Origin of the sequence: Chryseobacterium sp. Marseille-Q3244 (genome assembly GCF_940807095.1) — a bacterium.
Lineage (GTDB): Bacteria > Bacteroidota > Bacteroidia > Flavobacteriales > Weeksellaceae > Chryseobacterium.
On the sequence record NZ_CALNWX010000004.1, the window covers coordinates 406,833 to 426,101 of the forward strand.

Here is a 19,269-nt window from a genome sequence, read left to right on the forward strand (position 1 = left end):
TCTTTACGGCTGACTTCTGTGCATTTCAGTTGAACAGGTTGTTTCGTTCAATTTGAATTGGTACAACTGCACGGAACTTGATCCATCTAAAGTACATAGAAAAGAGCCTGCATTATCACAGTCTTGTTCTACTTGTACACATTGATTTCCTTCAATACGGAAAGTAGGAATAATTTTAGATGATTTGCTTACCTGATTGCCAGCAAAAGCTGCCCCTATACCTACTGCTACAGTAAGAACAGGAATAAGTAATTTTTTCATGCTATCATAATTTAATCGGTTATCGCCTAATCTATTACAGGGTTTTCGGCTAATTCCCTATCAATCCTATCCATCGACGGCTCCCAGAACTGTCGATTTCGAAATAATTCTATTTAAAAACCTCCCCCCTAATTTTATAACGTCGTAACTCATTGCCGACAATTACATACAGATAACTCCCACTTACTAACCAGGAAGACAGCGCTTCACCTTTTTTATGGTTAATATAAAAACTACCTATATATTGCTGTTGCTCGGTATTATAGACGTCAATTATAGACGAGGTTCGCCAAGACTCGGAGGTCTCATATTGCCCCTTCAAATTAGATTCATTAAATAAGAATTTACCAGCAATAACAGATCTTTTATTTACAGTAAATGGAGGTGCTCCCATTTTTTTGCTCCCGTCCGACAATTTTGTAATTGTTATTTTGGCATGTGTGGTTGTATCGATTGTCTGAAAACGATTATCAATTTTCATCGTACTATCCATCACAATAAACTGATTTCGATAAACGTATGTATATACCAATTTCGTCGCATTGCTGTTGGAAATTAGTGAGCCATCAACAGAAAATACACCATCAATCTGTCCTTGAAGTATATTTGATTTTAATTTTACCTTCGAATTCCTACTTAGATCCAGCAAAGCTAATGTATAACTCCGGTCTGATCCTCTCTGTGTTCTGATGGCAAACCTCGTGGAATCGAGAATGACCATTTGATTAAAAAATGCATCCTTATAACTTAATGTCCGTGCGATAGAATCACCAAGATTTCCTCTATATATTATAGGAACTGTACCGTCAAACACATAAAAATATGGTTTTCGGACTTGAAGCTTTACATTCCGGAAATTATAATCTTTTTTATCAATTATTGTATGCATTTGGGAAAACACGGTTAATGATGTGTCAATTGTCGTAACAATCAACGGTGCACTGATATTTCCAAGATATAAAATACCCTCTTCAATTCCTGCCAGATAGAAAGAGTTCACTTTTAAGTCTTTTGTTTTTTCAATGAGTACAGGGTGCGGCAAAAACCTTCTGGTGAAATTATTATCACTTTTAATAATATGTTCTGAACTTCGGAAAAGTGCAAAAACGAATAGACAGCTGATAACAATAATTAGTCCTCCAACTCCAAGTTCTTTAAGTCCAGACCTTCCCATTTTTTTCACCAAAACAATTAGCGCAATAAATGATAACACTAAAACGAAAATATTAAAGATCAAATGTTCAGTCCATCCTAATTTTTCTAGAATACCTCCACATGAGCATGGAACGAAATCGCTATATTTTAAGATAAGATATATATACAGTGTGAATGCTGACATAAGGCCAATTGATGCATATAGTCCTACCTTATTGCTATTTGGAATCAATAATATGATTGCCACCAAAAACTCAATGACCAAAATTCCGTAAGAAATAACTCCAGCATAGGCACTCAATAGTGGAGATTGGGCTAATTGAACCTGAAATGCTTCAAAGTCAAATAATTTACTGGCAGCTGCATAAATGAACAGTAAGGCAAGTAAAATACTGACAATCTTTACTAAGTGTTTCCAAATAAAATTAATAACCCTCATAACCATTGGCATTGATTATTACAAATTTCGCCAATACAGGAAAATATAATACGGACAATATTGATGATAATATTTCCATTTTGGGGAAAAACATGCCAAATATTTATTTACGAACCTTCAGTTTTGCCAATCGCGGAATATCACCAAGACGAATTCCATTCCTTACAAAAACCTTGTGCATGTTCTCGTAATCAGAGAAATTATTTTTGAATGCTATTTCCTTCAGACTAAGGGTTGTAAAGGCGATATCACTCACAGCTTCCAACATCTTAATTTTTAACCAAAACCGATAAAAGGAATCACCAAGACAGATCTTGGAGTCGCGCTGAAAATGCTCATAAATATAACCTTCGGATTCAATATAATTTTGAAGAGTCTGTTTAAATCCTTGGTTATATGACTTTAGTAGATCCTTTATATACGAGACATCGGATGGAACATCTTGCAGTACATGTTTTGGAACGAAAAGATCGACAAAATGCAAGTAACCATTCCTGATATCTTCCAAGTATGCTATTCCAACGACAAGATGCATGCTGTCCCCTTCAGTATAACGGTGATGAACTGGAAATACATCCTTATAAGCCTGAGCTTTCCAATTCGTCTTAGCAATAACATCGAGCACGGTGGGGTCGTAATCATTTAAATCTGTAAAATCAAAACTACACACATATTCCTTCTTGAATGCTTCATTCGGAATAATATCAAGCTTTTTTAAAATTGCATAAAAGCTATCCACAATACTTTGCAAACGCATAGATAATTCCAGTTGATCGGAGAACAAAACGGCTGGCTTCACAAAGTTTAAATTGCAAAATTTAGAGATATTTCGCCCCGCCAAATCATCCAATAATGAAATGGTGTAAAAATTCATTGTAACCTATAGTTAGTTTTCAAAGTAAGACCGATCTCAGAACTGGCATTATAATAAGTTTTCGTATAGTGTAATTTACGGCCTATAGTTTTTTAAATATAATATTTTTAATCTAATAAAGAAATAACATACAATAAATTACCAATTAAATGCGTTACAACACATTACCGATCCTTTAATTGTAACAAAAAAGGACGGCTTTAAAGCCGTCCAATCGAGCATGGGCTCATTCTGGTAGTGTAGGATTTTCGTTTTATAAAAGTAACAAACAATTCCAGCTTTAGAAATTATCTAACTGGGCCAATAATAATGGGGCCTAGCTTCTTATTGTTAAACTGGAATGATAGCTGCTTTTCATTACCAAAACTATCACTGATCCATACGTCAAAATTCTGTGCTACAAATGACTCAGAGGTATAATAAAGTCTGAATTCCTTTTGCATTAACGGGTATAGATCATTTGGCAGATAAGGTTTATGATCAAAATACCTCAATGTTCCTTGTCCGTCGTTCTGAAAATAACGTATGTGATACTTATTTTCAGCGTACTCACCACTCGAGATAATCGATATTCTCATTTCCACTGTTTCACCCAGTGCTATATCTTTTGGTACAGGCATTACCTTTACCTCAAAAGGAAAATTCTCCTGGATATCCAAAGTATCTTTTGTACAGCCTGACAAGAAGATAATTCCAACAATCGCCATCAACCCCAGTACAAGCGTACCAAATGACATTTGACTAATATGCATTATATTTTTCATAACATTATTTTTTCAAAAGTTAATGCGTAATCCAATCCCTGAAGAGGGTCTGAATTGATCCAAATCTGTTCCCCAAAGCACTCTAATGCGTCCCTGTAAAAGCAAAACGATATTATCGGACAAATAAGTTTCAAGAGATAATCTACCTGCCGTGCCGAACATGAAACCACCATCATTCAATAACAGCGCGCCGTCTGAAAGTATTCTATCGCCACGATTCAAAACTTCATATCCGGCAACACCGGTCAATCCCGCATTAAGTGTGATAAACTTTCTTGCATCCGAAAGCAACTGTACACTATATCCAATCTCACCCAAATAATTTTCCAACGGGAGCGTCCACTGCTTATAATCTGTAGTACGACGCTGAAATTCTGCACTCCAAATCCAGTAGTTCCCGCGCCTGCCGAAGCTATTTAGGGTTAAATTGACGTAGTAATTAGAACTTACATCTTTACTTGCCAGCATTCCGCCACTTACCTCTAGCGCTTTTTGTTTATAGACCATGCGTTGCGAATATCCATGAATACTTATAAGCATAAGTATCAAAACAATGATATACTTTTTCATAAGATATTTTTTTACTGACTAATTTTGATTTTCATATCCGAAACAGATTTCGCATTCACCAGATCGGAATTTTCTATTTCTAACACCTGATTTCGACCTCCATTCTTCTCATACAATGCGATCTTTAGAACCTGATCATCACTAATGGTAAATTGATCGAGAAGCACGACATTTGATGCCGATGATTCATCTGAAACGATCTCCATCATCGGATATTCACGTAATGGTGCAAGCTGTTTTTCCTGCGATACTGTCCTTTTACCAACCTGTTTATCCACAATCTTGAAAGTGCAATAATCAATTAAGTAAGGAACGTTCGATTTATTCTTGACCTCCGTATGAAAGTAAAATTTACCATTGTGCACAAATATGCCCTTCAGGATAAATTGCACACCATACGATTTAGATCCTATGTGTCTGATGTACCGTTTGTCTTGCTGATAAATGGTCTTCATCACCGTTTCCGTTAATGATGGTGGGTTAAAACCTAGTTCCTCAAACTGGACATTTTTTTGCTCGACACGTTCCCCCTCTTGTTGCATTTTATGCAGGTCATAATTTAATGTTTGCGGATAACCATTGTATGTCACATTAAAATTATAGAATTGCCCATCCTTTGTAATTACACTAAAATTAGTTTCTTCACTAAAATCCTTTACCGCAGCTTTAACACGCAGCACGTTCTGAGCATCTTCCGCGATTCCAGCAGTAAGCAACTCTGAACCCAGATCTGCATATCTTATCGCAACAGGAAAGATTAAATGAGTAGTCTTGTTGTATGTTACCTCAAGCCTATAGGCTTCGACCCTTCCCTTTTCAAGATCGGATTGTTGTCCAAAAGTTTTTATAAATAGTCCCACCAAAAGGACTATTAAAACTGTATTCCTTATGATATTCATCTTTTTGATTTTTGTTAATTATTCTTTTTCGTAACCAGCAAGACTTGCTGACCGGCTTTAAGGGTCACCTTGACAGTCCTTATTTTTTTTGAAAAATATCCCGAAACTCCCTGCACAAGACCGCGTGTCAGGTCGCCAACAACCTGCTGTCCTGCTGAACGCGACATGGAAATATTCATACCGGAACTTTGGCTCATATTAGCAGCTATCTCACCAGCGGCATTGATTTCATCAGACCTTGGAACGGATAACCCTAATTGACCATTCACATCATAAGCAAGTATCTCAACAGGCAGGATATTCCCCTTGACCTCAACTGATGAAACTTTTAACTGTAACCTATTCCCCTGAAATTTTGTACCAGCCTCCATTTCTGTCCCTTTGGGAACGCTGTAGCCCGCAATCGTTGCATCTTCCAGTAATCTCAGCTTTACAGAGCCATCCGCCGTAACAGTTTTAGTTTCCATAATTATAGCACGTATACTATTCCTTGCAATCCCCATTTTTTCTCTTGCCCCTACCGTTAAAAAGGAATGATTCCTTTCACCTTCCAGACTTGCTAGGAAAGTGCTGTCATCTTGTTCGCGATACAAAGCGCTGACTATACTTTTTCGTAGTCCCTTTAGACTTTCCGTTTTTTCGGTTTTGCTTGGACTTTTATGATAATTATAATTTGCTGAATCTTTAAAAGATGCTGCTGCTGTCATATCCGTTCCTTGGGTTCCACTGGGAAGATATTTTGATGCCATTTGATACGACTTTTCCATTAAAGTTAGCTGGTCATTCAAGGTAGGAGCAGCCGGAACATCCTTTGCAGAAAGCTTCTCTTGCAATTGATCAACTTTCCTGCGCAATTCCAATTTCTCCCTGTCATCATCTTGATAAAAGGAACTCAGCGTACTTTGTGCATTTCTGTAGCTCGTTAACGAATTATTTTGGTAACCTGGGTTTCCAATATTTCCTGATGTATTTCCAACACTTGCGGTAGACCCAGGAAATTCTCCTGCTGTAGTGCTATCGCCGTTGTTATTCCAATAATCAGCCAGTGATTGCAATGAACTTCTTTTTTCAGCTTCCTTTTCATCCAACATCTCTTTCTCGTATGCCTTTTGTTTATCCGCCTGCAAACCTTTGTCCGTAGCTTCGGGAACAACATTTTTTAATCCCTTTTCATCTATCGCGCTACCAGAACTTTTTGGCTTAAATATCAAATACAGGCACGCAATAAAAACAATTCCCATGATTCCAAAAATCAACGGTTTTTTGAACTTGTCAACTTTTGATTTACTATCGGTTAAATTGGAACTATCACTGCCAGTTTCATCATCGACGATTATACTTATGCGTTTATTCTCTCTCTCTTCCATTTCTATATTTTTTATAGTTAATTAGGATAGAATCCTTCCTCGCAGATGAACCATCATTAATGGAGGGAGATTCTATATGGCTTATTTCCATTTGTCGATCCTCTTTGCCCAGATCATAGCATACCTTGACAAGCACACCAATGCCCATTGTGAGGTAAAAAGCAAAAAGAATAATGACATACCTGCATTGGGTCTTTAGCGGTAGTGCCTGCCACCTATTATCGAGTTTTTCTAACTCGCTTTCGATTGTATTTCTAAAATTTTTCATGTTATTTTTTTTAGCTATAATGAACCTTCGTTGTGCAGATTTTTCATTCGTCTACTACTTGTTTCTACCGCTCGATAACCTCTTCGTCCTTATTTGCTAATACACCGAATTTCAAAATCTGAAATCCCTGTGGATTATTATCTGATTTCACACTGTTCAAGAGTGTACAGGAAGTAACCAAACTTCGCCTGGTCAGATTACTGGATCTTATAATGAACTGCTTGGCATAGGTAGTCACAGCATAGGGGTAAGAATTAAAATTGCATACAACGCTATCAACCTCAATACGTTGCTGCACATTACCAGAGATAATCCGATTATAGTATCCCTTCTCTGCAAGATCATGGTAGTAGTCGTAGGCACTTTTGTCCGCCAGATCAAATGCGCGTTTCATATTACTTTCAATGGCAGCTTTGTCGGGAGCAAGCGTAAAAAACAGCTCGTGAAATCTACGCACATGTTCTCTGGCCATAACCGGCCTATTAATGGCAGCGTCCTGTGATAAAGCCAGCATTAGGGATTTACCTTGATCCAAAACATAAATCTTTTCCCGCTGCACATTTGCAAAAGAATAGGATTTCCAGACTGAAAATCCAGTCACTCCAAAGCAAAGCAATGCAAAAACAATAGCGTATAGCCGGATCTGTCTAAAGCTATTCTCTATATTTCTTAAAGTTTTAAACTCCATAACTATTTCGTTTTTTGCCCACCTTGATTATTACCCATAAGTTGACCTCCAACTTCGCCGATGGCAGCTCCAGCACCAGCAGCAGCGACATTTCCGCTACGCATAGCCATTTGACTAACATTTCTGGTAAAGTTCCCAGCGCCTCCAGCCTGGATAATCCAGCCCGTCACTGTAGGTATGGTGAAGTAACCAACAATTCCAATGATCATGAATATCACATATACGGTGTTACTGGTGTCGGGAATAAATGTTGGATCGTTGAGCATTTCAATATCCCGCTCTAATATCAAAGACTGGATTTTCGCAAGCATTGCACTGAACATATCCGCCACAGGAAGCCATAGGTAAACACTTATATACCGTGTCAGCCACTGGCTTAATGTACTCTGAAAACCATCCCATACGCTGATCGCAAATGCTATGGGGCCTAATATAGAAAGCACGATCAGAAAAAATGTTCGAATTGTATCGACGACCAAAGCAGCAGCCTGAAAGAGGATTTCCAGCAGTTCCCGAAGCCACTTTTTTGTAGCCTGCTCCATATTATAAGCCGTGCGATCCATATACATTCCTGCCATAGTAACCAGATCATTTGGCGCCCAGCCCAACTCTTCCAGTTTTTTGTCGAATTCCTCGTTATTGACCAGATAGGCTGTTTCTGGATTTCTCAGTGTTGCTTCCTTTTCCAATAGGTCCTTCTGCTCCTGTAGCTTATTTAGGTCAAGCACCTGATTGTCCAGCATACTATGTGTTCCTTGCACAACCGGACTTAAAACCGCATTAATGGTTCCCAGTACGATGGTTGGAAAGAACATGATGCACATTCCAATCGCAAACGGTCGAAGTAAAGGGAAAACATCGATAGGTTCCGCTCTGCTCAATGCCTGCCACACTTTTAGTGCGACATAGAACAATGCACCCAATCCGGCAACACCTTTGGCAACGGTTGCCATTGTAGCAGACATCGGAAGCATCTCATCGTAGAGCCCCCGAAGGAGCTCATGTAGATTATTAAATTCCATAATTCTTCTTTTGATTTACCAATACTTTTGTCCATCTGTTCCATATAATTCCATTACCCTTTTGGTATTGTTTTGCTTCTTTGCGCGAAGAATACTGACAGAAATGTTTTTACTCGTATAGTATCGAACAAGGCTGTGGTATTCTTTGACCTCCTTATATACGCGGTCGATAATTTCCATTCGTTCCTTATCATTTAATGAAAGACTGCTTGAAGTGACGATCTGCTTGAGATCCTTAAGCAGCTCAGTACTCTCATTTAATAGTGCAGAATAGCCGTTACCGATAGCCATAAGTTCATTCGGAGAAAAATTATTGTCATTCAACATTTTCCCAAAATTGTTTACATACATTGAACTGACATCTCCGACCAGCAATACCGTCTGCTGCACCTTCCTGGCATCTTTGACTAAATTGTTTACGGCCTTTAGCTTATCATAGTATTCCTTCCCCTGCTCGTAAACTTTCTTGACTTCGTTAAAATTTTTCACAACATTTGATACAGTGCTGGAGGTCTGTACAATTTCATTGGCAGAATTTAAAATTCCAGAAGCCAGATTTGTCGGGTCGGTTACGACCCACTGTGCTTGTACTTTTTGGGTAATGGCTACTGTTAACACCATTACTACGGTGATAATAAAATTTTTCATTTTCTAAATTTTTAGGATTGTTATTAAATAGTTAATTGTCTTCTCTCGACAGTCCCTTGATCCTTCGTAGGGATATTTTCTTGATCGCTCCCTCAACATCGCCACCCATTTCCTGCGCAAGATTCATCACTTCTAATTTTTCAGATTCTTCCGTTGTATACGCCAAATACTCGTGGTGGCTCACTTCTGTGGCATATACTGCGGAATGCGTTCCACCTAAACCGATCCAAACTTCTTTGTAGAGGCGTGTGGGGTCATTATCCTGGTTAATACTTAAAATCTGAGATTTTTCGCGTTCGGTCAGCCCCAGCATTTTTTGAATGTCATCAAACTTATTAGCGTACTTTCGTTGGTCGAGCAGTATTTTGCAGTCTGAATTATTAATGATACTTTCACGTACAATCGGTGAATGAATAATGTCGTCCACTTCCTGGGTTACCACTACCGCTTCGCCAAAAAACTTCCTAACCGTTTTAAAGAGATACTTTAAATATTCCGCCATTCCTTCCTTCGCAATGGCCTTCCAGGCTTCTTCAATTAGTATCATTTTACGAACACCTTTTAATCTGCGCATCTTATTTATAAAGGTTTCCATTATGATTATTGTCACAACAGGAAATAGGATTTTATGATCTTTTATAGCATCAATTTCAAAGACAATAAATCTCTTATTAAGTAGATCAAGCTCTTTTTCTGAGTTCAGCAAATAGTCATATTCTCCACCTTTATAATATGGTTCCAGCACATTTAGAAAATTTGCAAGGTCGAAATCTTTTTCGCGGACTTCCTTTTCCTGAAGTACCCTTCTATAGTCTCCTTTCACATATTCATAAAAGCCATTAAAACTTGGTTGAACAGTTGATGATTTTATTTGCTCGATATAACCCGCAACCGCATTTGACAAAGCCACCTCTTCACTACGCCTCGGCGCTTCGTCATCACGTTTCCAAAGGGTAAGGATAAGCGTCTTGATGCTCTCTCTTTTTTCGATATCAAACACATTATCGTCCGTGAAGAAAGGGTTGAACGAAATCGGATTATCTTCGGTGTAAGTAAAATAAACGCCATCACTGCCTTTCGTCTTTCCCTTGATAAGCTCGCATAAACCTTGATAAGAATTTCCAGTGTCCACTAAAAGCACATGCGTCCCCTGCTCATAATACTGCCTCACCATATGGTTGGTGAAGAATGATTTTCCACTTCCATTTTTTTGAAGGGTTGGCGGGCTACTCAATTAAGGGTAGCCCGCCAACCCCCAGATGGCCCCAGAATGAAACGGTTTCTATTGGTAATAATGCCTTTTTTCATAGGCAAGTCCGAAATATCCAAATGGATTGGCTTACCCGTCAGCCTATCTGCGAGTTTGATCCCAAATGGCGACAATGAATCCTTATAGTTCGTTTCCTCCGTAAAAAAGCAAAGAGCTGGTTCAATGAAGGTGTAAAAGGATTCTTCAGAAGGGAAGTCACCTGAGTTGCCTGGTATCCCCGCCCAAAATAATGTGGCAGCGTCAACTGTGTTATGACGTGGTTTACATTCCATCAATGCCAAGGCACTTCCTACATCGTTCTTTATTTGTCGTAATTCTTCTCGATCTTCAGACCACGCAAATACATTGAAATGCGCCCGAATAGAAGGAGACCCATGAGAATGTGCCTCATTCAAATACCTTTCGATCCATTCCCTATTTATCTGATTGGCACGGCTATACCTTGCAAGTGAATGCATATTACGGGCAGATTTTTCAAACTTTCGTAAATTATCGGAACTATTGTCAATGAAGAGGTATTGATTATAAATGTGATTACAGCTCAACATTAGCCCAACGGGGGAGGCAAACGATAACATACAGTCACTTCTGTCGGTCGATAATCTGTCATATCGTTGCGATTCAGAAACGACACCAGGTAGATCATCGGTATCTGAAAGCGTATGCAAAACCATTCGGTTGCTTCCTATTCGTAGTTCCTCAGCACCTAGTGCCAGGTCTTCTAAGGGCACATCTTTTCCGCGTGACAGTGTGAAATACTGATCCAGTATTCCACTTCCATCCTTAGTTCCGATAATGTCAGACTCTTCGAGCTGATTCATTTTGATGTATCCGCTGTCATTGATGATACGCTGGAATTGCGCAACGTTCTCTACAAATCGTCGCATACCTTCCCTATCTCTGACCTCCTTTGAGATTAAGTTTCCCTTACAAAGACTACTAAAGTTGCTTTGCATACGCATCCTATCTTTAGTAGTTTTAGTTATAAAAACATAGCAGTAGTGATTTAAAAAGGGGCGTTCATTAAAATGCATTTGAAAGGAACGCGATAAAAAACTGTGCTCAGCATTTTCTAAGTCGGGTCTATATTCTTCTTTTAAGTACCAATCCTGCTTATGTACGATGGTAAAATCAGGAAGTGTTTTAACAGCCTTGCTCCACGTAGAATGAATAGACTCATAAACATCAGCTCCTACGGTGAAGAGCTCAGGAAGAAAAATTTGAAAACATAACGTGATATCCCCTTCCTTTGAGATGATACAGTTATTTTCTACGGCCAGCAATGGAAATCTACTTTCCAAGGTGGTAGCCTTGCTAATATTTTTCATTGTAAAGATTTTTGTTTTTTTATTATCTACGGTTGCGCAGTTTTCTTGATTGGGCTCGAAGCCGCTGAGTGGCAACCCATTTTTCATTTCGGACCAACTCGATTGACCTGCCAATCTTTACCGTGTCTACAAAGATTAAATCAGGATTCTGTTGACCGTTTTTATGATCCCGAAGATCCTTACACAGTGGTGGGCATCGAAGTTTTCTGTCAATGTAGAATCCTAGCTGGTCATTGTTAATATCCAAGTGAAGATCCTGGCGAGTCAACAAGTTGAAGGGGTTTTCCTTTTCGCGAAAGCAAATGTTCTGAAACTCATAGAGAAACTTTATTTCTGCTATTTCAACTTCGATTGCTTTGACACGTGGATGCATCTGTCCTACATATTCCCATAGTAACCTCGATCCCTCGCGGTCGTAAATTTCAAGTTGCTGCAAATGAATTTCCTTATACTGATCCTTGTTACCGCACGAAAGCTCTCCGACATTTCTGGTCTCTTCATCAAAATGAAAGTGAAGCTCACGACCACAGTGATTAATATTTCGTCCACTGATTATGTTGTTTCTATCCTGCGTATCAATCAACCGATAGTTCAATGCATCCACATAAAAGTCCGACCCTGGAACTAAACTGATCATCGGTAACAATCTTTCTTCATTCGCCATATCCATGTTATTTTCCATTAGGTGACTTACATACTAGATACTTGGTAATAATCTTTCTGCTGATGATATACTTTGGGTGCTTATTTTTTGCGCCAAGCTTCATCAGACCATGCTCGCCATATTTTGCATTAAGCGCGAAAGTTTTCCAGATAATAAGTGAAGCAGTACTGAGACAGAAACTAAGACACAGGTACATGTGGATTCCAACCATATACATGATCATCACAAGGATGAGAGCAGTAAGCAGCCCACCGGCAAAAACAAAAAGGTATTGAGCTTTCAAACCTTTGAATTCAACCGTCCTCCCTATTCCTTTATTAATATGATACTTCATAGCAATTTTATAGAAAGAATGAACGCAATATTGTTGCAGCCACAATCAGGAAAATACATGCCCCAAACCAGCTCGCCGCCGTTTTACTCGTGTCAGGGTCTCCAGATGAAAATTTATTATACACTTTCACCCCTCCAATCAGTCCGACGACAGCACCGATCGCATAGATCAGCTTGGTTGCAGGATCAAAATAGCTGGTTACCATTTGGGTTGCTTCTGATATACCTGCTACACCATTTCCTTGGGCTAGGAGCACATTTTGGAAGGAAAAGCAAATGGCAAATACTAACAGAATTTTTAGTCTTCGATTTTTCATGTTTCATTACATTTTTAGTTCGTAATCCCCGCCTGTGCGGGCTTGGAAACAAAGGTGTCACGGGAATGAAATGAAATTGGGGAGAGTGGTATAGAGTGGACTAAATTGGCCTAAGGTTTCCTAATTGAACATATTCTTGATACAAAAAAAACCGCCAAAGTACTCAACTTTGGCGGCTCCTTACTATTAGCCATTTATATATTTATAGCTTTGGTCCTCTTTTGTTTTTGAAAGAATTTTCCTGTGCTTTGACGGCTTTCTGAATAGGTTTCTTTAATCTGTTTTCAGTAATAAGATCATCTATCCCTGTTTGTTTCCAGGGAACAATCTTAGCCTCAAATTCAAGCTTCAATCCAACCCACTTTAGATCATCTGTTTCAGGCCATCCGTTTCGCCTGTTCCAGCCGACAGGATCGAGTACTTTCACATCTGGAATTTCAACGAATAACAGATCCTTTGGATATTCAGTGATATTCTCATAGTCCAGCTTTCCAATTTCATGCGTGCGTGGATTGTAGGGAAATGCATAAGTGTTGGTTTCCACAACATAATAATCGTCAAGGTCGTCAAAACGGATTCCCATTGTTGAAAAATCATCTTTGGGCCTTAATAAATCTATTCGGGCATCTGCATAGAAAATACTATCGGCAATTGTAATAGTTGGAAGTTGGCCGGAAGAAATTCGCTTTATAAGCAAGTCCTGATCAACCATAACCTCAAAATCACTTGACCCCTGAATTTCTTCCACTGACTTATTGTATTTTAATGCCATACCATTCGGATCCAAGGTTACCAGTGGAGGCAGATCGACCATAAAGGATTTACCGGTAGATTCATCGTAGTGCTCAAACGAATAACCTTCTTTCCCTAGATCGTTCATTTGAAACATAGAATAAGTATTTCTGGGATTTGACGTTTCTCGCACAGAATTATTTTCAACATCAACAAGAAATTCGAAATTTTCCCATTTGTAAATAGGCAGGTTTGTTTCCATAACATTTTGATTTTAGTTTTTCTTAATTCCAAGACTGCTAAAATCTGCGGAAACAGGAAAAGGATGAACAGAATGAGATAATTAAGTACTAATTATTCCTATAGTGTCCCATTGATGCATTGTTTTCGTCAAGCTCTACCTTGCAATCGAACTTGATCCTATCATAAAAAATTACCAATATCAAAATCGTCCAACTGGCCTTCAGATGGTGCCACAACGTTCAAGTTCTTGCTATCTAAAGTTTTATCAAGTAAAATTGCTACCCTTTGGGAAGCACCTTCAATTGTATTCTCTAAAACATTGTATAAATCCGTCCCCTGTATTTTTTGCATAACATCAATTACCTTATTTTGCTGCTCCGATTCGAGATCATTTTGCTGGAGAAGTTTTCCTACCGTCAACAACTCTTCAAGGGAAACACCCTGACTGAATCTTTCATCATAAGGTGGAAATTCATCCTCCAACCATTCTTCATCTTCGATCGGATCAATAGGTACTTCGCCCTCCAGTTGTGGATTTAATTGATTTTCCAAAACTTTGTTAGGTTGATCCAATTCATCAGTTTTAGGTTTTATCAATGGCCTACCGCTAATTCTGTCTTCACTTAACCTATGATCTGTGTCCTTATGGGTTTTGCCCATAACATCAGGTAATTGGGAAGAAACCGCCTTCGGTTCCGGTGTTTTCACGGACTTAACTATTTTAACCTTATCAATAGCAAGCAAAACGATAATTGTAAAAAGGCAGACCAGGATCACAATTTGTATTAAACCTTCCATAACACATCAAAAAAGAGGTTTACAGTTAGCTTCAAATTCCTCAATTATCATCGACTCAAATAGGTCAAAATGATGTGAAAGTATATTGTCGAGGTAGGCATAGAGAGGGATCTTATCTCCGCCAATGATTTGGGCAATCCGGGATAAACGTTGGTGGTACTCTTCCCGCATATAGATACTTTTTTCACCTCTTTTTTCCATATTTTTTTTGTCTAGGAACAACTTTTCATATGTTCCCTTAGCAATTCCTGTTTCTTGATTTACCTTAATAGTAACTTCAACTTTGTTTTGTGTCTTTTTCATTGTCAATTATATTATCGGTTTAAAGCGGTCATTAAAGTAATCAGTGATGTCACCCCCAAATTCCCTGAAATGATATTCCAAAATATTGTCTATGTAAGAGTACAGCGTTACTTTATCTTCCCTTGTCAATTGTACGATCCGAAGCAAACGTTCATGGAATTCCGATCGAATGTATACAACCTTACCACTTCTTCCCGAAGGAAAACGGTTGACCAGAAACGTTTCTTCATAATCAACTTTCTTAGCTAATGATGATTTTGCCCGTTCGCGGGGTTTGCTCTCTTTTGGTTCATCCTGTTTATCGATAATCTTATCTAGAGTCGGCTCATCCCCACTCATAATCTGCATGAGATAATCTTCATCGACGACAGGTCTGTCAAAATCTTTTCGTTCCTTTCCTCTTGTCATTTCTTTAAAATTTATAGGTGAATGATCTTTAGAAACTCCGTTATAAATAGGTCAAAGCGGGTAACCTTCAATAGCTGCAATTCAGCTGGTAGCAGACTGGATCGAAAAACGTAATTAATCGTATCATCCGTCTCTTTTCTAAACCGCTTACTATCCCGAATACCTGTTTTCATCATAAGTAGACCAAGCTCCTCGATCACCTCTTGGTATGCATTGTAGAGACCTGTCTTTTCACGTCCATCAACTTGGTTCCAAAACAGCCAGAGGGCTAGCCTTTCGTTCTCATCATCTGAGGGAGGAAGTTGAAGAAAGGCCTTACTGAATGCAAGTGTACTCTCCACGACAAGACGATCAGCAGTGATCGGAGAAAAAATAAAATCCATCGACTTTAACGCGGTTAACACGCCTTTTGTATTGGCTGTACCCGGTAAATCAAAGAATATAATATCTGGCTCAACAGAAAGCTGACTTATATTCTCTAAAGCTGTTTCCAGAGCTATATCCGCCTTACTCTTAATAATCGGGTAAGCTTTCTTATTAATGGTCTGGAATTGCTTCATAGCTGCCTTCTTGTGATATTCACTATTCATGATACTTACTCTATCTCTTTCTCGCATATTACTCAGACTATGCTGTGGGAAGTCACAGTCCATAACCAAAACATTAAAACCTAATCGATAATGCAGCACACTTGCCAGCAAAGTTGTGATTGTGGACTTCCCCACTCCTCCTTTTTGAGTATAAATGCTGACCTTTAAAGTTTTCTTCTTTTTTTCCATTGCTTATATATTATTAATCATTTTACCATTTAACCCCAAAAGCGGGAATGCAGAAACATATTTTATCTCTTTACTTCGACAATTGCAGTGTGTAATACCTTGTATACAAGTTGTTATATTACTTTTTATATGATTACCAAGGTGGAAATATGACCATAAATGAAAATGTAAAATCATTCACAGGTAGATACAAAAGACATTTTGCCAACTTTACCGCTTTTACGCTTTTACACTTTTATGTTTTTATGTTTTTAAAACCTAATACTTTTATTACCTACTTATTGACATGTTACATTCCTGACCAAAATGCAGGTTTACCAATCTTCCCCATTTGTTGTAAAGGAAAACAGTTTTAATAGGCATTAATGCTATCAGGGACATACTAACCTATCTTTTCCGAAATTGACTTAATCCTTTTAGGATTAACTTCTACTGTAGTATTTTTTTTATTTCTGTTCCCGTGAACAGAGCAAGTTGTGTTTTGAGTGCCTCAAAACTCGTTTTGTGCCCCAAAACGACTTGCTCCTGCCGAGAGCTCAGTACATCCTCCGAAGTCGGATGTACTATTTGAATATTTTATTAATTATTGTATTCTTTTCGGCTATCAAACGCCGACTTAGGAAAGAATAAGCAAAAACGTGGTTTGTTGCTTTCAAAACAGATAAGTTTTGTCAAAAAGATATGAATGCACAACACAAAGGCGGGAGAAATCCAAAATTAAACAGGGCGGTACACCGCTATGTTTTCAGATTAACAGAAACAGAAAACACAAGGTTTCTATCACTTTTTGAGCAGAGCGGATTGGATACAAAAGCAAAGTTTATTGTATCACTATTATTTGAGAGACGCATAAAATCAATTAAAATAGATGCTGGCGCAAATGAATACACAACCAAATTATCGCATTTCTTCGCACAATTCAGAGCCATTGGTGTAAATTACAATCAGGTAGTGAAGGTGATACATACGAACTTCAGTGATAAAAAAACGATACTATATGTTGGTAAATTGGAAAAGTACACCCTTGAATTAGCCAACTTATGTAAGGAAATACTGATTCTCACCAAACAGTTTGAAACAGAGTACCTGCTAAAAAAAGAAAATTAATGGTCGCAAAAATAGGAAGAGGAACTAATATCTATGGCGCTTTACTGTACAACCAAGGCAAAGTACTCAATAATAATGGCGAGATTTTGCACCTTCATCATATGAAGGAAACTGCTGACGGAAATTATACGGCAATGCAACTCTTAACTTCTTTTGCCCCTTATTTACTGGCAAATAAAAACACCGAGAAAACGGCACTTCATATTTCACTTAATCCAGATCCAAACGATAGTATTTCTGATGAGGACTATATAAAGATTGCTGAGGAATACATGCAGAAATTGGGCTATGGCGAACAACCTTATGTCGTCTTCAAGCATACTGACATCGAACGTACGCATATACACATTGTATCAACAACAGTTGATTGTAAGGGTATTAAAATTCCGGATTCATTTGAAAAGAAAAAATCAATGGATATCTGTAGAGAACTCGAAACAAAGTTTAACCTATCTCCTGCAACAGAAAAGCAGTTTGGCGATCCCAGCATCCCATTAAATCCAGTTCATTACATGACAGGAAGCATTAAAGCTCAGATCGCATCTATTGTTCGTTATCTTCCCAAGTACTACCATTTCCAGACCTTAGGAAGTTATAATGCATTGTTGTCACTTTTTAATATAACGTCTGAGTACATCAAAAAGGAACACCGAGGGGAAATCAAAGAGGGATTGGTGTATTTCGCTACAGATGAAAATGGGAATAAAGTAAGCAATCCCTTTAAATCTTCATTGTTTGGTAAACAGTCTGGCCTAAAAGAACTCAGAGCGCATTTTGATAAAAGCAAGGAAAAGAGCGCATCAGCAAAATCTTCGCTTACGCAAATTATAGTGCAAGCAATGCAGCTAAATTCAAACGAAAAGACCTTTAAGGAATATTTGATCCAACATGGAATTAACACTGTTATCAGGAGAAATGAGCAAGACCGAATTTACGGCATTACCTTCATAGACCATAATACAAGGAATGTGTTTAACGGTTCCCAACTAGGAAAGCAATTCTCAGCGAATGCCTTTCAAGAACTATTTTCTAGTCACGACTTAAAACTGAACCAAAATAAAATAGTACAGCCAATTATTATTAATCAGACAAATTCAACTAATAATACGGCCACATCAGATAACTTACATCCGTTTTTTGATTTTATGGTAAATCTTTCTAACATTGATGGTTTTGGGTTCCTCGAATCACTACTCACTGGCACATTTGCCGAAGATTCCGAAGAGCAAGCATTTGAATATCAGATGAAGAAAAAACGAAAAAAACGCCCCACCTGATAATCGCCAGCAAAAGCGTCAGAAAGATGGTACAGCCTACAAAAAACCGTAAGTGGCCCACATTTCCTGAATACGGTCTTATAATCTCTCTGCCATATATGAACTTTTATGGACGCGATCCTGCCATATTTCATCGCACCAATATCCCAGTTCATCATTCCACCATACAAGCCCGTGAAAATTACTGGCCGTAAATTCAGCACAGTAATTCTTTCCCTGTATCCACGATGCCACATTATAATCCACCTCATTATCAAAATTTGAAAAGACCGACCATTTTTGGTATATAACAAACTTTTTAGGTATCCTCAAATCTACTTTCATAAATGACCTATAATTTTTATTGACTGAATTCCCAAAAATGTAGACGATTAGGCTAACTTGGATATCATAACCTATAACGAAGAGCTATTTGGCGCCAGATGTCTTCTGCCAGATCCTTATCTTCGCCATGTGCAAAATGCCATTTTCCATCTCGCTTAATAAGAGTCTGAACCAGCCCATCTAATAAAACAGAAAATTCTTCTTGGTCCTTCGTTAAATCTTTTTTCAATAAAACAATCTGGAAATCACGGTTTTTAAATGTAATCCTAAAAGTCTGCTTATTAAAATGTTCTTCATATTGTCCGATTGTATCCAGCATGATAATATATTTACTTTCGAAATTCTTTTTAATAATATGAATTTTGTCTCAAAATAGAAATTCTCTGAAAATATTCCAATTTTAAAAACCCACATTCAAACCAATTTTTCGT

General features: G+C 38.1%; 23 protein-coding genes and 1 pseudogene. 2 read left to right on the plus strand and 22 right to left on the minus strand.

The genetic code is table 11. From position 1 onward, the window contains the following. Positions 1-3 precede the first annotated feature (3 nt). From NBX25_RS10015 to NBX25_RS10110, 20 genes and pseudogenes are all read right to left on the minus strand, one after another. Positions 4-261, minus strand: a complete 258-nt coding sequence (locus NBX25_RS10015; protein WP_076351028.1) for a DUF6520 family protein — start codon at positions 259-261, stop codon at positions 4-6. A 109-nt stretch (positions 262-370) separates the two neighbouring features. Continuing rightward, on the minus strand, positions 371-1,867 hold the full coding sequence (locus NBX25_RS10020) for a DoxX family protein (protein ID WP_250253549.1): 1,497 nt from the start codon (positions 1,865-1,867) through the stop codon (positions 371-373). A 91-nt stretch (positions 1,868-1,958) separates the two neighbouring features. Further along, positions 1,959-2,729: a helix-turn-helix domain-containing protein gene (locus tag NBX25_RS10025; protein WP_250253550.1), complete on the minus strand. Its 771-nt coding sequence runs from the start codon at positions 2,727-2,729 to the stop codon at positions 1,959-1,961. Between the two features lie 287 nt (positions 2,730-3,016). Further along, complete coding sequence (locus NBX25_RS10030) at positions 3,017-3,481, minus strand: DUF3872 domain-containing protein (RefSeq protein WP_502799749.1); 465 nt, start codon at positions 3,479-3,481, stop codon at positions 3,017-3,019. Positions 3,482-3,505: 24 nt separating this feature from the next. Next, positions 3,506-4,063 (minus strand): conjugal transfer protein TraO, encoded by a 558-nt coding sequence (locus NBX25_RS10035; protein ID WP_250253551.1) that lies wholly within the window; start codon positions 4,061-4,063, stop codon positions 3,506-3,508. A gap of 11 nt (positions 4,064-4,074) precedes the next feature. Continuing rightward, the gene (gene traN / locus NBX25_RS10040) at positions 4,075-4,962 is read right to left on the minus strand and encodes a conjugative transposon protein TraN (protein ID WP_250253552.1); all 888 of its coding nucleotides are present in this window, start codon (positions 4,960-4,962) and stop codon (positions 4,075-4,077) included. 14 nt (positions 4,963-4,976) lie between these two features. Then, complete coding sequence (gene traM / locus NBX25_RS10045; protein ID WP_250253553.1) at positions 4,977-6,329, minus strand: conjugative transposon protein TraM; 1,353 nt, start codon at positions 6,327-6,329, stop codon at positions 4,977-4,979. After that, positions 6,310-6,597, minus strand: coding sequence for a TraL conjugative transposon family protein (locus tag NBX25_RS10050; protein ID WP_076352062.1), 288 nt, complete (start codon positions 6,595-6,597; stop codon positions 6,310-6,312). Before NBX25_RS10050 ends, traM begins: the two co-directional genes overlap by 20 nt. A gap of 64 nt (positions 6,598-6,661) precedes the next feature. Further along, positions 6,662-7,285, minus strand: coding sequence for a conjugative transposon protein TraK (traK, locus tag NBX25_RS10055; protein ID WP_123871817.1), 624 nt, complete (start codon positions 7,283-7,285; stop codon positions 6,662-6,664). Positions 7,286-7,287: 2 nt separating this feature from the next. Further along, positions 7,288-8,307, minus strand: a complete 1,020-nt coding sequence (gene traJ, locus NBX25_RS10060; protein ID WP_076351014.1) for a conjugative transposon protein TraJ — start codon at positions 8,305-8,307, stop codon at positions 7,288-7,290. Between the two features lie 15 nt (positions 8,308-8,322). Next, a complete protein-coding gene (locus tag NBX25_RS10065; RefSeq protein ID WP_378114386.1) occupies positions 8,323-8,928 on the minus strand; it encodes a DUF4141 domain-containing protein in 606 nt (201 codons plus the stop codon). A 58-nt stretch (positions 8,929-8,986) separates the two neighbouring features. Continuing rightward, positions 8,987-11,553: pseudogene (locus NBX25_RS10070) on the minus strand (TraG family conjugative transposon ATPase). A gap of 22 nt (positions 11,554-11,575) precedes the next feature. Beyond that, a complete protein-coding gene (locus NBX25_RS10075; RefSeq protein WP_123861466.1) occupies positions 11,576-12,217 on the minus strand; it encodes a hypothetical protein in 642 nt (213 codons plus the stop codon). 7 nt (positions 12,218-12,224) lie between these two features. After that, a complete protein-coding gene (locus NBX25_RS10080) occupies positions 12,225-12,551 on the minus strand; it encodes a DUF4133 domain-containing protein (protein WP_076351008.1) in 327 nt (108 codons plus the stop codon). 7 nt (positions 12,552-12,558) lie between these two features. Then, entirely contained in the window at positions 12,559-12,867 is a 309-nt protein-coding gene (locus NBX25_RS10085; protein ID WP_076351006.1) for a DUF4134 domain-containing protein, read from the minus strand. A 202-nt stretch (positions 12,868-13,069) separates the two neighbouring features. Then, on the minus strand, positions 13,070-13,861 hold the full coding sequence (locus NBX25_RS10090) for a hypothetical protein (RefSeq protein WP_250253554.1): 792 nt from the start codon (positions 13,859-13,861) through the stop codon (positions 13,070-13,072). A 161-nt stretch (positions 13,862-14,022) separates the two neighbouring features. Further along, positions 14,023-14,550, minus strand: a complete 528-nt coding sequence (locus tag NBX25_RS10095; protein WP_123867285.1) for a hypothetical protein — start codon at positions 14,548-14,550, stop codon at positions 14,023-14,025. A gap of 96 nt (positions 14,551-14,646) precedes the next feature. Then, positions 14,647-14,943, minus strand: a complete 297-nt coding sequence (locus NBX25_RS10100; RefSeq protein WP_284346219.1) for a DUF3408 domain-containing protein — start codon at positions 14,941-14,943, stop codon at positions 14,647-14,649. Positions 14,944-14,949: 6 nt separating this feature from the next. Continuing rightward, positions 14,950-15,351: a DUF3408 domain-containing protein gene (locus NBX25_RS10105; RefSeq protein ID WP_123861470.1), complete on the minus strand. Its 402-nt coding sequence runs from the start codon at positions 15,349-15,351 to the stop codon at positions 14,950-14,952. An 11-nt stretch (positions 15,352-15,362) separates the two neighbouring features. Next, a complete protein-coding gene (locus NBX25_RS10110) occupies positions 15,363-16,130 on the minus strand; it encodes a ParA family protein (protein WP_076350998.1) in 768 nt (255 codons plus the stop codon). A 681-nt stretch (positions 16,131-16,811) separates the two neighbouring features. Here NBX25_RS10110 and mobA point away from each other — a divergent pair. After that, positions 16,812-17,237, plus strand: a complete 426-nt coding sequence (gene mobA, locus NBX25_RS10115; protein ID WP_076350994.1) for a conjugal transfer protein MobA — start codon at positions 16,812-16,814, stop codon at positions 17,235-17,237. Next, positions 17,237-18,514, plus strand: a complete 1,278-nt coding sequence (gene mobB / locus NBX25_RS10120) for a conjugal transfer protein MobB (protein WP_076350992.1) — start codon at positions 17,237-17,239, stop codon at positions 18,512-18,514. Before mobA ends, mobB begins: the two co-directional genes overlap by 1 nt. A 78-nt stretch (positions 18,515-18,592) precedes the next feature. On the opposite strand, the gene NBX25_RS10125 is transcribed toward mobB, so the two are convergent. Both NBX25_RS10125 and NBX25_RS10130 read right to left on the minus strand, forming a co-directional pair. Next, positions 18,593-18,838 (minus strand): hypothetical protein, encoded by a 246-nt coding sequence (locus tag NBX25_RS10125; protein WP_076350990.1) that lies wholly within the window; start codon positions 18,836-18,838, stop codon positions 18,593-18,595. Positions 18,839-18,902: 64 nt separating this feature from the next. Continuing rightward, positions 18,903-19,157: a hypothetical protein gene (locus tag NBX25_RS10130; RefSeq protein WP_076350988.1), complete on the minus strand. Its 255-nt coding sequence runs from the start codon at positions 19,155-19,157 to the stop codon at positions 18,903-18,905. Positions 19,158-19,269 lie beyond the last annotated feature (112 nt).

What these genes read in the sequence shown, in the direction of transcription:
- mobB (WP_076350992.1), top strand. Translation starts at nt 17,237, where the DNA reads ATGGTCGCAAAAATAGGAAGAGGAACTAATATCTATGGCGCTTTACTG.
- NBX25_RS10015 (WP_076351028.1), bottom strand. Translation starts at nt 261, where the DNA reads ATGAAAAAATTACTTATTCCTGTTCTTACTGTAGCAGTAGGTATAGGG.
- NBX25_RS10035 (WP_250253551.1), bottom strand. Translation starts at nt 4,063, where the DNA reads ATGAAAAAGTATATCATTGTTTTGATACTTATGCTTATAAGTATTCAT.
- traN (WP_250253552.1), bottom strand. Translation starts at nt 4,962, where the DNA reads ATGAATATCATAAGGAATACAGTTTTAATAGTCCTTTTGGTGGGACTA.
- NBX25_RS10080 (WP_076351008.1), bottom strand. Translation starts at nt 12,551, where the DNA reads ATGAAGTATCATATTAATAAAGGAATAGGGAGGACGGTTGAATTCAAA.
- traK (WP_123871817.1), bottom strand. Translation starts at nt 7,285, where the DNA reads ATGGAGTTTAAAACTTTAAGAAATATAGAGAATAGCTTTAGACAGATC.
- NBX25_RS10065 (WP_378114386.1), bottom strand. Translation starts at nt 8,928, where the DNA reads ATGGTGTTAACAGTAGCCATTACCCAAAAAGTACAAGCACAGTGGGTC.
- NBX25_RS10105 (WP_123861470.1), bottom strand. Translation starts at nt 15,351, where the DNA reads ATGACAAGAGGAAAGGAACGAAAAGATTTTGACAGACCTGTCGTCGAT.
- NBX25_RS10090 (WP_250253554.1), bottom strand. Translation starts at nt 13,861, where the DNA reads ATGGAAACAAACCTGCCTATTTACAAATGGGAAAATTTCGAATTTCTT.
- NBX25_RS10125 (WP_076350990.1), bottom strand. Translation starts at nt 18,838, where the DNA reads ATGAAAGTAGATTTGAGGATACCTAAAAAGTTTGTTATATACCAAAAA.
- NBX25_RS10075 (WP_123861466.1), bottom strand. Translation starts at nt 12,217, where the DNA reads ATGGCGAATGAAGAAAGATTGTTACCGATGATCAGTTTAGTTCCAGGG.
- NBX25_RS10110 (WP_076350998.1), bottom strand. Translation starts at nt 16,130, where the DNA reads ATGGAAAAAAAGAAGAAAACTTTAAAGGTCAGCATTTATACTCAAAAA.
- NBX25_RS10020 (WP_250253549.1), bottom strand. Translation starts at nt 1,867, where the DNA reads ATGCCAATGGTTATGAGGGTTATTAATTTTATTTGGAAACACTTAGTA.
- traM (WP_250253553.1), bottom strand. Translation starts at nt 6,329, where the DNA reads ATGGAAGAGAGAGAGAATAAACGCATAAGTATAATCGTCGATGATGAA.
- traJ (WP_076351014.1), bottom strand. Translation starts at nt 8,307, where the DNA reads ATGGAATTTAATAATCTACATGAGCTCCTTCGGGGGCTCTACGATGAG.
- NBX25_RS10130 (WP_076350988.1), bottom strand. Translation starts at nt 19,157, where the DNA reads ATGCTGGATACAATCGGACAATATGAAGAACATTTTAATAAGCAGACT.
- NBX25_RS10085 (WP_076351006.1), bottom strand. Translation starts at nt 12,867, where the DNA reads ATGAAAAATCGAAGACTAAAAATTCTGTTAGTATTTGCCATTTGCTTT.
- NBX25_RS10025 (WP_250253550.1), bottom strand. Translation starts at nt 2,729, where the DNA reads ATGAATTTTTACACCATTTCATTATTGGATGATTTGGCGGGGCGAAAT.
- NBX25_RS10050 (WP_076352062.1), bottom strand. Translation starts at nt 6,597, where the DNA reads ATGAAAAATTTTAGAAATACAATCGAAAGCGAGTTAGAAAAACTCGAT.
- NBX25_RS10030 (WP_502799749.1), bottom strand. Translation starts at nt 3,481, where the DNA reads ATGCATATTAGTCAAATGTCATTTGGTACGCTTGTACTGGGGTTGATG.
- NBX25_RS10100 (WP_284346219.1), bottom strand. Translation starts at nt 14,943, where the DNA reads ATGAAAAAGACACAAAACAAAGTTGAAGTTACTATTAAGGTAAATCAA.
- mobA (WP_076350994.1), top strand. Translation starts at nt 16,812, where the DNA reads ATGAATGCACAACACAAAGGCGGGAGAAATCCAAAATTAAACAGGGCG.